This is a genomic window from Capnocytophaga sp. oral taxon 902 (assembly GCF_013394735.1).
Lineage (GTDB): Bacteria > Bacteroidota > Bacteroidia > Flavobacteriales > Flavobacteriaceae > Capnocytophaga > Capnocytophaga ochracea.
Genome location: NZ_CP058261.1, coordinates 1,752,484 through 1,768,787, shown reverse-complemented (window position 1 = coordinate 1,768,787; position 16,304 = coordinate 1,752,484). Strand labels below are relative to the sequence as shown.

At 41.9% G+C, this 16,304-nt stretch carries 10 protein-coding genes; 1 reads left to right on the top strand and 9 read right to left on the bottom strand.

Annotated elements, in window-relative coordinates; genetic code table 11:
* Positions 1–196: 196 nt before the first annotated feature.
* From pheT to HW278_RS07450, 8 genes are all read right to left on the bottom strand, one after another.
* Positions 197–2,629: a phenylalanine--tRNA ligase subunit beta gene (gene pheT, locus HW278_RS07480; RefSeq protein WP_178958228.1), complete on the bottom strand. Its 2,433-nt coding sequence runs from the start codon at positions 2,627–2,629 to the stop codon at positions 197–199.
* 12 nt (positions 2,630–2,641) lie between these two features.
* Positions 2,642–3,181 (bottom strand): GNAT family N-acetyltransferase, encoded by a 540-nt coding sequence (locus tag HW278_RS07475; protein ID WP_178977446.1) that lies wholly within the window; start codon positions 3,179–3,181, stop codon positions 2,642–2,644.
* Positions 3,182–3,187: 6 nt separating this feature from the next.
* Positions 3,188–3,367: a hypothetical protein gene (locus tag HW278_RS07470; protein WP_178977445.1), complete on the bottom strand. Its 180-nt coding sequence runs from the start codon at positions 3,365–3,367 to the stop codon at positions 3,188–3,190.
* 115 nt (positions 3,368–3,482) lie between these two features.
* Positions 3,483–4,397: an SPFH domain-containing protein gene (locus HW278_RS07465; RefSeq protein WP_015782334.1), complete on the bottom strand. Its 915-nt coding sequence runs from the start codon at positions 4,395–4,397 to the stop codon at positions 3,483–3,485.
* Between the two features lie 689 nt (positions 4,398–5,086).
* The gene (locus HW278_RS07460; RefSeq protein ID WP_178977444.1) at positions 5,087–7,078 is read right to left on the bottom strand and encodes a RagB/SusD family nutrient uptake outer membrane protein; all 1,992 of its coding nucleotides are present in this window, start codon (positions 7,076–7,078) and stop codon (positions 5,087–5,089) included.
* Positions 7,079–7,090: 12 nt separating this feature from the next.
* A complete protein-coding gene (locus HW278_RS07455) occupies positions 7,091–9,937 on the bottom strand; it encodes a SusC/RagA family TonB-linked outer membrane protein (RefSeq protein WP_255493810.1) in 2,847 nt (948 codons plus the stop codon).
* 35 nt (positions 9,938–9,972) lie between these two features.
* A complete protein-coding gene (locus tag HW278_RS12590; protein ID WP_255493557.1) occupies positions 9,973–10,206 on the bottom strand; it encodes a carboxypeptidase-like regulatory domain-containing protein in 234 nt (77 codons plus the stop codon).
* Between the two features lie 1,051 nt (positions 10,207–11,257).
* On the bottom strand, positions 11,258–11,914 hold the full coding sequence (locus tag HW278_RS07450) for a carbonic anhydrase (protein ID WP_178977443.1): 657 nt from the start codon (positions 11,912–11,914) through the stop codon (positions 11,258–11,260).
* 287 nt (positions 11,915–12,201) lie between these two features.
* Here HW278_RS07450 and HW278_RS07445 point away from each other — a divergent pair, with 287 nt between their 5' ends.
* Positions 12,202–13,941: a glutamine--tRNA ligase/YqeY domain fusion protein gene (locus HW278_RS07445; RefSeq protein ID WP_178977442.1), complete on the top strand. Its 1,740-nt coding sequence runs from the start codon at positions 12,202–12,204 to the stop codon at positions 13,939–13,941.
* 75 nt (positions 13,942–14,016) lie between these two features.
* Here the strand turns inward: HW278_RS07445 and bglX are convergent, their stop codons facing one another.
* Complete coding sequence (gene bglX / locus HW278_RS07440; protein ID WP_317166216.1) at positions 14,017–16,302, bottom strand: beta-glucosidase BglX; 2,286 nt, start codon at positions 16,300–16,302, stop codon at positions 14,017–14,019.
* Positions 16,303–16,304 lie beyond the last annotated feature (2 nt).

Sequence of the window (16,304 nt, the reverse complement as noted above, 5' to 3'; positions counted from 1 at the left end):
TAACGAGATTGAGTTTTAGAAATTAGTGTAACATAAGTAGTTATGAAAAAGTTGTATTTTGTTACAAATATCACAAAATAGTTCTAATTTTGTCCTATAACAATAGTCTTAATTTGAGAACTAAACCATTAAGGAGCATAAAAAAATAAGACGGCGTAAAAACGTCGTCTTATTTTTTTGTTCTAAGTTTTATTTTTTACTCTCTTAATGCTGCACCAAATTGCTTTTCAAAAGCGTCTTGTAGGCGTTGCATTGTTTTATCGATTTGTTTATCGGTAAGAGTTTTATTGTTGTCTTGGAGTACAAAACTGAGGGCATAGCTCTTCTTGCCTTCGGGTAGTTTGTCGCCTTGGTACACATCAAAAAGATTTACGTGTTTTAAGAGGTTTTTCTCGGTAGCATATGCCTTTTCGTAAAGGTCGGCGAAGGTTACTTTCTCATCGAGCAAAAGGGCTAAATCACGACGTACTTCGGGGTATTTAGAGATTTCCTTGTATACCACTTTATGGTCTTGCACTTGTTCTAAAATCACTTCCCAATGCAAATCAGCTACAAGCACCTCTTGTTTGATATCGAAATCTTTAAGCACTTTGCTTTTTACTACTCTTATCGTTCCTAAAAGGGTCTCCCCTATTTGCCAACGGAACCCTTCACTACTCAACGTGTCGTTAGCTTCTAAAGGCAAAATAGTGATTTCCTTCAAGCCGAGACGTTCGAAGAGAGATTCTACTACTCCTTTGAGCTCAAAGAAAGAGGTTTTTTGAGCGGGAGCACCCCAATACTCAGGTTGGGTATTGCCTGTGAGATATAACACCAAATGCTTGCTTTCAGTATAATTACCATCGATATAGTGATAGTTCTTGCCAAACTCGAACAACTTCAAGTCGGAGCGTTTGCGATTGTTATTATAAGCAATCACTTCTAAGCCTGAAAACACTAGATTTTTACGCATATAGCCCAAATCGCTACTCAAAGGATTGAGGAGCTTTACTGCTTGCTCTGGATTTCCGGCATAAGTAGTAATCTCTTTTTCTGACACAAGACTGTTGGTCATTATCTCAAAAAAGCCTTGCGCTACCAACTGGTCGGCTACCACATTTTGTATATTGTGGTCGTCGTATTTGTTAGAATGCGCCATTGTAGCATTTAGCTTTTCAGAGAAAATGACATTGTTATAGCCATAGATACGAAGGATTTCCTCGATAACATCGGCTTCACGCTGTACATCTACGCGGTACGAAGGAACTGACAAACCTAACCCACGTTCGGTAAACGAATTTACTTTGATATCTAAAGAGTGTAAGATAGCCTTAATTGTATCGCGTGAAATCTTCTGACCGATAAGTTTATCTATTTTCTCAAAAGTAAGGAATACCTGAAAATCTTCTTGCTTTTTAGGATAAAAATCTATCACATCGGATGATATAACCCCTCCTGCAATATTTTCAATCAGTACTGCGGCATACATTAGGGCGTATTTACAATCTTCTATATTAATACCGCGCTCAAAGCGATAAGAAGCATCGGTATTGATACCGTGACGTTTGGCTGTTTTGCGCACCGATACAGCATCGAAATAAGCACTTTCTAAAAATACATTGTGAGTAAAATGAGTGATACCTGAGTTTTCACCGCCTAATACCCCTGCTATACAGAGAGGTTTTTCGGCATCATAAATCATAATATCTTCAGCGTTGAGGGTGCGTTCTACTCCGTCGAGGGTTTTAAACTTCGTGCCTTCCTCGGCATTTTTTACAATCACCTTGCGACCAATGATATGGTCGGCATCAAAAGCGTGAATCGGTTGTCCCATTCCGTGCAGTACGTAGTTTGTAGCATCTACTACGTTGTTCTTAGGAGTAATGCCTATGGCTTTGAGTTTGTTTTGTAACCATTCAGGCGATTCGTCTACGCGTACATTGCTAATGGTAACACCGGTATAGCGAGGTACGAGTTTTTTATTCTGTACCTCTATATCCATTTTTATTGAGCGGTTATCGACGTGGAATTTTGTAATAGAAGGGGTGATGAGCTCTAATGAAATACCTTTTTGCATCAAGCCTGCACGTAAGTCGCGTGCTACGCCATAGTGGCTCATTGCATCGGCGCGGTTAGGAGTCAGTCCTATTTCGAATACCTCGTCGGTTTCTACCTCAAACACCTTACTGGCAGGGGTACCTACTTCGTACTTATCGTTGAGCACCATAATGCCATCGTGACTTTCGCCTAAGCCGAGTTCGTCTTCAGCACAAATCATACCGTAACTCTCTTCGCCACGAATTTTACCTTTCTTAATTTCGAAAGGCTTACCTTCTTTGTCGTAGAGTACTGTACCAATAGTAGCTACAAGTACTTTCTGCCCTTGTGCTACGTTAGGAGCTCCACAAACGATTTGCAAGGGTGCTTCGCCTCCTACATCTACTTTGGTGATTTTAAGTTTATCGGCGTTAGGGTGTTTTTCGCATTCGAGTACGTGACCTACCACTACCCCTTTGAGCCCACCTTTTACGCTTTCGAAGTGTTCAATCCCTTCTACTTCTAAGCCTAAATCAGTAAGAATGACTGCTGTATCTTCAGCAGGCATTTCTAACTTCAAATATTGTTTTAACCAGTTATATGATATTTTCATAGTTGTTTTTTTTCATTGTAATAGCATTAAGTCAAGAAACATTTGTCTCACATCTTTTTGCTCATCTTTATTAGTTATATATTGAAAACCAAATCGTTCATAAAAAGGTAAAGCTTGCCTGTAAGCATCTACTGTTATTAACCTGCAAGCCTGTTTTTTATTGAGTTCTATAGCATCATTTATAATACCTTCAAGGATAATACTTCCTAATCCTTTTCCTTTATAGGTTTTATCTATTCCCAACCGACCTATTTTTAACGATGGAATATTCTTTAAATGTCTTTTTGGATGAGGAATTAGGCATTGTATAAATTTCTTATATTGAGTTTTGGAGGGGAATAATTCCTCTCTTATCTGCAAACTATCGTTCAGCACACTATAGAAGCCTAAAGTTCGTTCTTTGTTTTCTATAATAAAGGTAGTGGCAAGCATTTGCTTTTGATAGAGAATAGCTTCTTCAAACAAGAAATCATTCAAATCTTCATCTTCACAATCAAATGGTTTAATGATATGGTTTTCTGAGAGTAATAAAAAAGATAACTCTTCTAACATTTTCTTCTATTTATTACTATTTTCTTTGAATATAGATTTTAAATATTTAGCACTTTCTTGAATTTTTTTACGATCAAGCACTATACCTTTTTCTTTTAGATATTCTTTATAAGTATCTAATTTATGTAAAAACTCAAGTGCTTCTTGTCCTTCGAGTACAGGGGTGGGTTGTATTTCTCTTGCCATAGCTTATAGTCATTAGTTATTACAGAGTGCAAAATTAGTAATTTTAGCAATAACCACAAAAAAAGCTATTCAAAAAAATGAATAGCTTTTAAAATCTATATTATTTAACAGTGAGTTAGTCGTTTTTCTTTTTCTTCAAGGTTTCGGTTACTTGAGCTGAAGCGGTGAAGGAGGTAATCATATTATTGAGCATCTCACTACCTGCTTCGGGTGAGTTAGGAAGTAGGATAAGATTACTATTGGTTTGCTGACCTACGGCTTGCAAGGTGTCGTAGTGTTGAGTAACTACAATAAGCGCAGAAGCTTCTTGCGAGCTGATACCTACTTTATGCAATACGTCTACACTCTCTACCAATCCGCGAGCAATTTCACGACGCTGGTCGGCGATACCTTGACCTTGCAAACGTTTGCTTTCGGCTTCTGCTTTTGCTTTTTCGACGATGAGGATGCGTTGTGCATCACCTTCGTATTGAGCCGCTACTTTTTCGCGTTCGGCGGCATTGATACGGTTCATTGCGGCTTTTACTTGGGCATCGGGGTCGATATCGGTTACTAAGGTTTTGATGATGTCGTAACCGTAAGTTTCCATTGATTCTTGTACTTCGCGTTTTACGGCGATGGCAATATCGTCTTTCTTAACGAATACATCGTCGAGTTTCATCTTAGGGACTTCGGCGCGGACTACGTCGAATACATAGCTGGTAATCTGGTCGTGTGGGTATTCGAGCTTGTAAATGGCATCGTATACTTTTTCTTTGATCACCACGAACTGTACTGATACTTTGATTTTGACGAATACATCGTCCAAAGTTTTGGTTTCGACAATGACATCGAGCTGTTGGATTTTGAGGCTGATGCGAGCGGCTACTTTATCGATGATAGGTATTTTCATTTGTAAACCCGAGTGACGAATGCTTTCGAATTTACCGAAACGTTCTACTGACACGGCGGTTTGTTGGCGCACGGTGAAGAAAGTAGATAGCAAAAATACTAATACAAAAAAGAATAAAATGTAAAATAAATAGGGCATAATGTGAATTTTTATGGGTTATTAACGGCTACAAATGTACTTTCTTTTTTTGAATTGTGCAAGAAATATGAGAACAGAATTTTGAGTTTAAAATAATTTAAAGAAAATGAGGAAATTAGAGGATTAGAAAATGAGGAGATGAGAAAATTAGGAAATGAGAAAATTAGGAAATGAGGTAAATGCCAATAATACCAGAAATACCAATAATACCACCAAAGGGAATGGACGGGTCGGAGTTTTCAGACGAGTAGGACAGGTTAGAGGAGGGATTGGAGAGCTCGGAAGGAAACGAAGGAGTTCGAAAGAGGAGAGGGAGGGTTTTTGATGGAAAAAGAGTGTAAGGAGGGTGGGGTTAGCTTATAGAGAGCTTATAGGAAGCTTATACGAATCTTGGACGATTGGTATAGGAAAGGTATACAAATAGTTGACTCATAGTATAATACAGCAAGGTTAAAAACGGTAAAAACGGGGTTTCGAGGCGAAAGAAAGAGGAATCCTCACCCCGTCCCTCTCCCAAGGAGAGGGGGAATGTGGCGACGGAAAAGAGAAGAAATGACGAGTGACGAATGATGAATGACAAAAGATGGAGCGATAGAAAAATTTATAGCAAATAGTTATAAAATAGAAAAAGCTACCTTTTAGGGGTGGCTTTTCCTATTTAAGCAATAAAAATTATGTTATGAAAGATGTTATTTTAGACTTTCGCCGGCTACTTTGCTCCAGCCTGGATTTTGATAGATTACCGAACCATCTAAATTGGCTTGATTTTGAGAAGTAAGACGGAAGGCGTCCATAGGGATTGGCTCGAAATAATGAGCGTCATTCCACTTATAACCATCGTAATAAAGATTGTTCACTTTATTGCGTTGGTAAGGACGCAAGTAGACACTATTGGATTGTGGGTTTACATTTCCTTTATCGGTGTCGCTTACTACTAATTTGGAAGTGCCATCTTGGTTTTTATACCAATCTTTCATAGTTCCCCAAATTTTGAATCCTTCGACAATATAAGGAGTGTTTTTAATCTGTTCCATAGAACGCCAACGTTTTAGGTCAGCCCAACGCATACCCTCGGCAATAAACTCGTTACGACGTTCGCGACGGATATTGTAAAGCGTTGTATTCACCAAAGTTCCTGCGGAGTAAGCTCCCCAGTCGCCAAGTTTTTCTTTCTCCATATCGGTAGCATTGATGGTTTTTTGGAAATCGGGATCTACGTTAGCACGTGTTCTAAGAGCGCGCCAATAGTTTTGAGAAGAGCCATCGAGGGTACCATCGAGGAGATATTGAGCTTCCATATAGTTGAGTAAAGCTTCGGCACCACGAAAAACAATAGAGCCTGTGATACCGCGGTTGTGGGTTGTAGCATCGTCTTCAGAATAGTTTAATCCTTTTTTCACGCGATAGCCTGTGGTAGCACGGGTTTCGGCAGGATTAAGGATTTCGGGTACACGGGCTTTTACAGGAGTCCCTTCGTGGTAATACAAGGTGTCGTTATCTAACTTAGTGAAGAGGCGCAAGCGGTCGTCGCGTTTTTCTATTGTATTGAAAAGAGTCTCATCGCCTAAATAGCCTGATCCTGATGCATAGATGGGCAAGCCGTTTTTCATTAGGTAAGAGTCTACGAGTCCTTTGGTATAGCCAGAGCCACCTCCGTTACGAGCTAATTCCATTTGGATATTATGCGTTTGTTCAGTTCTAGAATATTTACGCCAGAAGATAACCTCGTCATAAGATTCCATATTATCATCGGCAAACATCATAAAATAGCGATTCTTAATAGCCATACTAGCATCGCGAGCTACACGCACGCCAGAGTTAGGGGTAAGGTTATTTACCATCTTATCGGCGACTACTTTAGCAGCGTTTTTGGCTTCGGTAAGGAAGAACTTAATTTCATCATCGATGTTGATACTGAAGCCACTCAAATAGCTTGCTTGAGCGCCAGGCCAGCCAGCTCCTCCTGGCACCTGGGCAGTACCTTTGTGGTATTTAAGCCAAGTACCTTCGTAGAGTGCTACACGAGACTTGAGGAGATAAGCAGCGTTAAGATTGATGCGATTTTTGCCATTAGGGGTACTTTCGCTGAGCAGGGCGATGGCTTTGTCTAAATCTGAAAGGATAAAGCGGGCTACTTCATTTTGAGGACGGCGCTTGCTTTGCTCAGTTAAGATAGCGTTCTCGTCGGGCAACACTTCAGTAATGATGGGGAAGTCGCCAAAGTTTTGGAGTCTTACGAAATAGATTTGTGCTCTGAGCGCATAGACTTCTCCTATACACTGCTTAATATTAGCAGGGCTTCCTTTAATTTCATTGGCTTCGTATTTAGGAAGTACTTTCTCAAAGAAGTAGTTGCACTTTCTGATAGACTCGAAATTCCATTCTTTACTAGTACTAGGCACACGCCATTCACCGGGTAAGAATCGAGCATTACCAGCTGGGGCAACTTGGTTATCGGTTGCATCGTCCGATTTGAAGACGGAAAGCCCGTATTGTCCTGGTGGAATAGTAGAGAAACTTACATCGGGATAGAGGTTGATAGCATAAGAGAGTAAGTCGCTTTCGGTATTAAAGAAGTTATCGGGGGTTACTTTATCCAAAGGCTCTCTATCTAAGAACTTATCGCAAGAGGCGAGTAATACTCCTGCTGATAAAGCTATATATTTTAAATATCTTTTCATAGTTTACTAAAATTAAAGAGTTATATTTAAACCAATTGCCCAAGTTTTTGAGATAGGATAAGTTTTAGCACCTTCGTCGCCATAACCGATACCTAACATTTCGGGGTCGTAAAGTTTACTGAGCTTGGTAAAGGTGAGGATATTTTCACCTGAAATATAGACACGTAAGTTACTAATGCCTATTTTCTCACTTACTTCTTGGGGGATCGTATATCCGAGCTGTATGTTTTTCACCCTTAGATAAGCGGCATTTTGCAAATAGCGGGTTTGTGTATGGCGGTTTCTCCCTGAATCCCAGTCGGGACGAGGATAGTAAGAGTCGAGATTTTGTCCTAATGGGTGATTAGGGTCATTGCGGAAATAGTCCAAATGTTCTTTAAAGACTACGGTTTGCCACTTACCGCCACTTGCTCCCCAGAAGTAAGAACCACTGGTGGCAAAGTCGCGTTTGCCTACCCCTTGCAAGAAGAGACGGAAGTCGAACCCTTTGTAAGAGGCATCGAGGGTTATACCATAGTTATATCGAGGGGTTTTGTTACCTATAATAGAAAGGTCGCCAGAGTCATCGACAGTGTTTTTACCGTTAGATATTTTACCGTCGCCATTAAGGTCTTCGTACATAATATCGCCCGCACTCCAGTTACTTCCTAACTGACTTTGGTTTACCTTAGCTAAATGAGCGTCCATTTCGGCTTGTGTTTTGGCAATTCCTTTGGTGGTATATCCCCAGATATCACCATCATAACGACCCTCGTACCAATTATCTCTTTTGTCACCTAAACTCTTAGAAGGGTTAGGGTATTTAAGGATTTTCTGACGAGAGTCGGCAAGGGTAAAGGTAAGACCATAGCGAAAGTCTTCACCGATTTTGTCTTTCCAGCTGAGCATTACTTCAAAACCACGGCTTTCCATATCGGAGTTATTAGTTTTGGGGACTGCTGCGCCAAGGGTTTGAGGTAGCTCGGGAGCAGGTCCTATCATACCGTAAGTGGCACGGACAAAGTAATCGAACGTGAAGTTCAAACGATTTTTAAGAGCGGTTACATCGAGACCTGCATTCCAAGAACGTACGGTTTCCCAGCCGTAAGTAGTACTGATAAGTGCAGGTATACCAGCAATATTAGGGCGAGATTCTCCTAAAACCCACTTACCTTCATTGGTTTTGTAATCGATTATAGTATAAAGAGGATACCAGTTTTTGGTATTTTGGTTACCCAATTCACCCCAAGAGCCTCTAATCTTGAAGGTGCTCACATAGTCGCGATAGGGTTCCCAGAAGTTTTCTTGAGCTACGTTCCAACCAGCAGAGAAAGAAGGGAAGAAGCTCCAACGTTGATTGCGCAAGAAGCGAGAAGTACCATCATAACGACCATTTACCTCTAACAAATATTTACCTTGGTAATCGTAGTTGATACGACCAAAGAAACCTAAGGTAGCCCAATGGCTATAACCTCCTTTGGTTACTTCTTTACCAGAAGCGGTATTTAGGGTAGGAGTTAAAGGGGTAATCACATTCTTTTTATCGCCTGATAAATCTCTACTCTTTAGAAGTTCGGACTGGAAGCCCGCCATAAGCTTAAAGTTATGACCACTTTCTAAATTGATGTGATAATTTGTGAATACGTTAGGGTTTAAGAAGTTTTCTTTCTTAGCATATTCATATATAGAAGAAGTCTCGTTATCTACAATATAAGGTTGATTTTTGACATCTTTAGCATAAGTAGTAAGATGGTCGGTGTGATTGAACTCTGTATAGATACGGTAGTTAAACTCAGCTACCACGTCCCATTTATCAGTGATTTTGTAATTGGCAGTGAGTTGAGAATACAACCAATCCTTCTCAGATTTTTGTTTACCACCCTCTCTCAGGTATGGCACTTTACTTTCACGAGTATAATTGCCATTCGGGTCTTTGAGAGGGATAATAGGCCAATAACGAATGATATCGTGGAAGAATACGGCATTGTGGGTAAGGTAGGAAGGGGCTTCGTAATTCTGGCGCACTAACCGAGAACTATAGCCTATAGAGAGTTTGTCATTAATTTTAGCGTTTATTTTACCTGTAAGGGTATAGCGGTCGAAGTCTTCGGAGGCATAACGGAAAAGTCCATCGCGGTTTAAGTAGTTAGCAGAGATGTAATACTGGTTTTTATCACTACCGCCACTTACACTGAGGTTGTGTTCATAAGAATAATAAGCTTTCTTGTAGTGTTCTTCAATCCAGTTGGTATTTGCAATAGGGAGCAAGTCGTGAGCGTCCCAAGCTTCCCATTTACCAGAAGAGTTTTCGAACATTGATTTGGTAATCTTTCCTTCTTGAAAGTCTTTTATTTGTTGAAGTTTCCAATCTTGGAATTGCGTACCGCCTACATCGGCGTCGTTAAAATAAGTAGCCCAAGAGTAAGAATCGACCATTTTAGGGCGAATGATAGGAGAATCAGCACGCAAATTAGAAGTATAGTTTACTATTACTTTACCAGATTTTCCTTTTTTAGTAGTTATGAGGATTACCCCAAACGGAGCTCTTGAACCATAGATAGAAGCAGCCGCAGCATCTTTAAGTACTGAAATATTCTCGATATCATTAGGGTTGAGGGCATTCATATCGCCTTCCATACCATCGATGAGTACTAACGGGCTTGCATTAGAGCCATCGCCAATGGTACCTGCCCCACGAATGTTAAAGCTTTTGGTAGCATCGAGCTGACCGCCAGCAGTGGAAGTGGAAATGTTCAGCCCCGGAACAATACCTTGCAAAGCCTCAGTGACGGTAGCTACGGGACGTGCTTCGATAGCTTTAGAGTCGACGGAACTCACAGAGCCCGTAAGGTTTACTTTCTTTTGGGTACCAAACCCCACCACTACCACTTCGCTGAGTTGCTGGGTATCTTCTTTTAGCTGTACATTAACTGTATAAGAATTACCCCCCCTACAACTTTTTTAGTCTGGGTAGTAAACCCTACAAAGCTAAACTCAAGCACATCGCCTGCTTTGGCTTGGATTTGATAATTACCGTCAAAATCAGTAGATGTACCGTGCGTAGAGCCTTTAACCACTACGGAAACACCGGGTAAAGGCGTTTTCTTATCGTCAGTAACTTTACCTTTTACTGAGATGGTTTGTGCCATAAGAGTTGTTAAAAAGCAACTTAACACAAACATAACAAACGTTAAATACTTTCTTTTCATAAGTTTGGCTATTAAATGAAATTTACGGCGTAAAAGTACGACTATTTATTATACCTACCAAATAATTATAGCTAATATTTTTAAATAATTTTATATACTTCGCTAAATAGAGGGGATAATCATATGAATTACAATAGATAAGGAGAAAATAAAAGAAAGTGTATTATTATTAATTTTAACACTTTTCAAAAGAAAAAGGAAGAAAGTGTGAGGTCGTAGCACGACGGGCGGGGAAAATGAGGAAATGAGAGAATTAGCAAATGAGGAAATTAGAGAATGAGGGAATATTATTAGTTTATTCAACTTTGGCAAAGGTGCGAGCCGCACAAGCAAAAACTTTGGTAAAGTTTGAAATGAAAAAGTGATGTGCTGGGACTGTTAGGACTGTTAGGAGTGTTCGGAAGGAAACGGAAAGGTTCGGAAGAGAGGAGGGAGGGTTTTTGATGAAAAAAGAGTGTAAGGAGGGTGGGGTTAGCTTATAGAGAGCCTATAGGAAGCTTATACGAATCTTGGACGATTGGTATAGGAAGGGTATATAAATAGTTGATTCATACTATAATACAACAAGGCTAAAAATGTTAAAAACGAGGTTTCGAGGCGAAAGAAAGAGGAAGAGGTGCTAGGCCTTAGGCCATAGGCACTAGGGGATAACCTCCCCCTTTATACATACTTTGCTCTCGCGGACTTCCTCCCCGAGAGGGAGTGTAGCGAAGGAAAAATGTGAACCACACAGGCAGGTGTCAGTCGCACGGGCAATGAGGAATGAACGGAGAATGACGAGGTGAGGCGGTGAAAAAGTTTTATGAGATAGGTTAAAAAGGTGGGTGCTGTCGGAGAGACTTAGGAGAGTGAAAAGATAGACGTCGTAGAATAGGTGTTTATAAAAAAGCTTTTGAGAGAAATTGTATTTAATATAAGTTCGTTGTAAAGTAGCCAGAGAATAGTTAGAACTGATATATGACGTCTTTTGATTTTTGACTACTGGGTGAAATTAGTAGGGTTTATACCATTCTTGTCCGGTGAGGTCATATATCTTTTGGATTTTATGAAGGAAGGCTTCGAAGTCGAGGTTAAGGTCTATGAGTTCGCCAGTATGAATATCGAATACCCAACCGTGAACAGCAGGGTATTGGTGTTTGAGATAACTTTCTTGCACAACTGCCATTTTGGTAACATTGAAGCACTGTTCTTCTACGTTCAGTTCTACCAAACGGCGGTAACGGTGGTCGGCATCAGTAATGGCATCGAGTTCTGCTTGATGCAAGCGGTATACATCGCGAATGGTACGCAACCAAGGGTTTAACAAACCAAAGTCTTTGGCTTGCATAGCAGCTTTTACACCTCCGCAATCGTAATGACCACATACGACAATATGCTTTACTTGCAGGTGTTCTACGGCGTATTGTATCACGGCGGTAGAGCTCATATCGAGGGTGTTTACTACATTGGCAATATTGCGGTGTACAAACACCTTACCAGGACCTACACCCATTAACTCTTCGGCGGCTACACGACTATCGGAGCAACCTATATAAAGATAGTCGGGGTTCTGGTCTTCGGCGAGTTTCTCGAAGAAATGAGGGTCGCCCTCTTTGCGGTGTTTTACCCATTGACGATTGTTTTCGAATATTTTGTTGTAAGTAGGCATAAGTTATAATGATTAGTGGCTACTGAGGTGGCAAAGGTAGGTGTTTTTAGGAAAATGACAAATATTTGCAGAGAAATCTCCGAAAAGCTGAATATCAGTGTACATACAGTAAACCGTTATAGGCAAAATATCCTAAGAGAAAACACACGCTGATAATGTGGAAGCTATTGCCTTCGACAAAAGAATGAGAGTAATTGGTTAATTAGTAAATTAGGAAATTATTTGTATCTTTGCACCTTGAAAACAAGAATTAACTATCTACCATTCATCATTAATCATTAAAAAAGATGTCAGAAGAATTAAAAGAACAACGCTCTAATAACTTTATAGAAAATATCATTGAGGAAGACCTTGCGAAAGGCTTTCCCGCCAGTGCTTTACGCTTTCGCTTCCCTCCAGAACCGAATGGCTACTTGCACCTCGGTCACGCGAGTTCTATCTGCCTTAACTTCGGATTGGGCTTGCGCTACAACGCCCCTGTAAACTTGCGTTTCGACGATACCAACCCTTCTAAGGAAGAACAAGAATACGTAGATGCGATTCGCCGTGATGTAGCGTGGCTCGGATTCAAATGGGATAAAGAATGCTATGCTTCCGACTATTTTCAAGAACTTTACGAGTGGGCAGTAATGCTCATTAAACAAGGGAAAGCCTATGTAGATAAACAAACATCGGAAGAGATTGCCGCTCAAAAAGGCACGCCAACGGTAGCAGGAACCGAGAGCCCTTATCGCAATACCTCTCCTGAGGAAAACCTCGCCCTTTTTGAGCGTATGAAAAACGGTGAGTTCGAAAACGGCACGTATGTACTCCGCGCCAAGATAGATATGGCATCGCCCAATATGCTAATGCGCGACCCTATCATTTACCGCATTATGAACGCTTCACACCACCGCACGGGCGACAAATGGCATATCTACCCTATGTACGACTGGGCGCACGGAGAAAGCGACTACCTCGAACAAATATCACACTCCCTTTGTACATTGGAGTTTTTACCTCACAGAGAGTTATACGATTGGTTTTTAGACCAGGTAATCCCCTCCCCTGCCCTCCCCAAAGGAGAGGGGAGTAACATCCCCCCTGCCCCCCTTCAAAGGGGGAGTGTGCGCCCCAAACAGAGAGAATTTGCACGGAGGAATTTGAGTCATACGATTGTGAGTAAACGTAAGCTGTTGCAGTTAGTGACCGAAAACTACGTTGCTGGCTGGGACGACCCTCGTATGCCTACTATCTCAGGCTTACGTCGCCGTGGTTATACCCCCGAAGCCATTCGCAAATTCGCCGATACCATCGGTATTGCCAAACGCGAAAACCTAATAGATGTATCGCTATTGGAATTCTGCGTGCGCGAAGACCTCAATAAAAAAGCTAACCGTGTAATGGCAGTGCTCGACCCTGTGAAGGTGGTGATTACTAACTATCCCGAGGGACAAGAAGAATGGCTTGACGCCGAAAATAATCCCGAGATAACCCCTATGACCTATCGTAAGGTGCCTTTCAGTAGAGAAATTTATATCGAGAGAGATGACTTTAGAGAAGAGGCTGACAAGAAGTATTTCCGATTGAAATTAGGAGGAGAAGTACGTTTGAAGAATGCTTATATCATCAAAGCTGAAAGCGTAGTGAAAGACGCTCAAGGAAATATTACTGAAATACATTGTACTTACGACCCCGATAGCCGTAGCGGTAGTGGTACCGAAGCGAGTATGCGTAAGGTAAAAGGTACATTGCATTGGGTGTCCATACCCCACGCCGTGAAAGCCGAAGCGCGCCTCTACGATCGCCTCTTTACCGTTGCTGAACCCGACCGCCAAGAAGATAGCTTCTTAAACTACATCAACCCCGATTCTCTAAAAGTAGTAACTGCTTATGTAGAGCCAAGCCTCAAGACCGCCCAAGCAGGCGACACGGTACAGTTCCAACGTTTGGGCTATTTCAGTGTAGACCCCGATACTACCCCCGAAAAATTGGTGTTCAACAAAACCGTCGGCTTAAAAGATACGTGGGCTAAGATTAGCGAATAAGATATCATACACTAAAACAAAAAAAGGATTGCCCTAGAAGAGCAATCCTTTTTGCGTGTAATGAAAGAAAAAAATCTACTTTAGTTCAAAATCTTTTTCGTTACTGTTGTCGGCGGAGTGTTGGGCTACCCAGAGTTTGAAAGCGCCGGGTTCGGTTACTTTTTTCAAATCGGCGTTGTAGAAGGCTAAGAGGTCTTCGGTGATTTCAAACTGCACTTGTTTGCTTTCGCCTGCCTTGAGAGCCACTTTTTGGAAGCCTTTGAGCTCTTTCACCGGACGGGTTACACTACCCACCAAATCGCGTATATATAACTGTACTACTATTTCACCATCGCGCTTGCCGGTATTGGCTACTTGGGCTGTAACAGTGATCTTACCTCCTTTGCTAAGGGTGGCACTGCTGAGCTGTACATTACTAATATTAAAGGTGGTGTAGCTCAATCCGTAACCAAAAGGATAGAGAGGTGTGACAGGCGCATCCTCATATTTAGAACGATAATCAACTGTTGGGCTATTAGGGTCAACGGGGCGACCGGTGTTCTTGTGATTGTAATAGATAGGCACTTGTCCAACATTACGAGGGAAACTCATCACCAAACGCCCTGAAGGGTTGTACTTACCTGATAATACATCGGCGATACCATAACCTGACTGGGTACCAGGGAACCACACTTGCAAAATAGCATCGGCTAATTCACTTTCTTCACTGAGGTCGAGCGGACGACCGCTATACACTAATAACACTATAGGTTTACCTGTTTGTTTGAGGGCGCGGAGCAATTCGCGTTGAGGAGCGCGCAAATGTATATCGGTAAGGCAAGCGGATTCACCAGACCAGTTATAATCTTCACCTAAGGCTACCACCGCTACATCAGCGGTACGTGTTGTAGCTACTGCTTTGGCTATATCGGCAGAAGTAGTGGCAGTAAGGGTACAACCTTTGGCATAGCTAAACTGCACCTTACTATCTTTATACACTTCTTGTAATCCTTTGAAAAGAGAAGCGCTGAGTTCACGGTCGCCGCGACCTTGCCATTCGCCATTTTGGTTGATAGAATCTTTTACCATAGGGCCTATAAGGGCTACCTTTTTCGGCATATCGGGAGTGATAGGCAATACCTCGGCGTTGTTTTTGAGCAATACTACCGATTTAGCAACGGCAGTGCGGGCTACTTGCAAGAACTCCGGTTTCATAAGGGTTGTTTTGGCGCGATTCTCATCGAGGAACTTATAAGGGTCGTCAAACAAGCCCAATACGAATTTCATTTCCAAGATACGGCGTACAGCGGTGTTGATAGTCTCTTCTTTTACCTTACCCTCTTCGACTGATTTTTTGAGGTGCTTGATAAAGTTAGCGCCTGTCATATCCATATCAATACCAGCATTGATTGCTAACTCGGCAGCGTGCTTATTATCAACCGCAACACCGTGAGGAACCAGTTCGTTAATACCGGTATAATCGGTTACAACAAAGCCTTTGAAGCCCCATTGCTTGCGGAGGATATCCGTCATTAGGTAGCGATTGGCAGTTGCAGGGATACCGTTTACCTCGTTGAAGGAAGCCATTACGGTGCCCACTCCAGCATCAATCGCCGCTTTATATGGTGGTAGATAGGCATTCCAAAGGGTGTGCTGAGAGAGCTCGGCAGTATTGTAGTCGCGTCCTGCTTCGGCAGCACCATAGGCAGCAAAGTGTTTTACACACGCTAAGACAGTATTGGTTTTACTAAGCGAATGCCAGTCGGAACCTCCTTGAAAACCTTGTACGCGAGCTTTGGCGATTTCACTTCCCAAGAAAGGGTCTTCGCCAGCACCTTCCATCACACGCCCCCAGCGTGGGTCGCGAGCGAGGTCGACCATAGGGGCGAACGTCCATTTGATGCCATCGGCAGCAGCTTCTTCGGCAGCAATAGCAGCGGTTTGGCGCATTAGGTCTAAATCCCAAGAGCAGGCTTCGGCAAGCGACATAGGGAATATGGTTTTATAACCGTGAATCACGTCGTAACCAAAGAGAATAGGGATACCCAAGCGAGTTTTCTTGACAGCTATATCCTGCAATTTGCGCACTCCAGGCACGGTAACAGCGTTGAACACACTACCTACGAGACCTTTTTCGAGATAAGGCTGAAAGTCATCGGACATTACGGGGCCTGTAACATCCCAATTAGCGGCAAACTGAGTAAGTTGTCCTATTTTTTCTTCTAAGGTCATCAGCGATAGCAAAGAATCTACCTTGCGTTCGATGTTTTTATCGCCACTGAAGGACTCCCATTTCACGGGGGTTTTATCGTCGGTTTTTGACGAATTGTTACAAGCTACTACAGCTAATGCCATAGCGATACAATACGTTATTTTCTTCATAA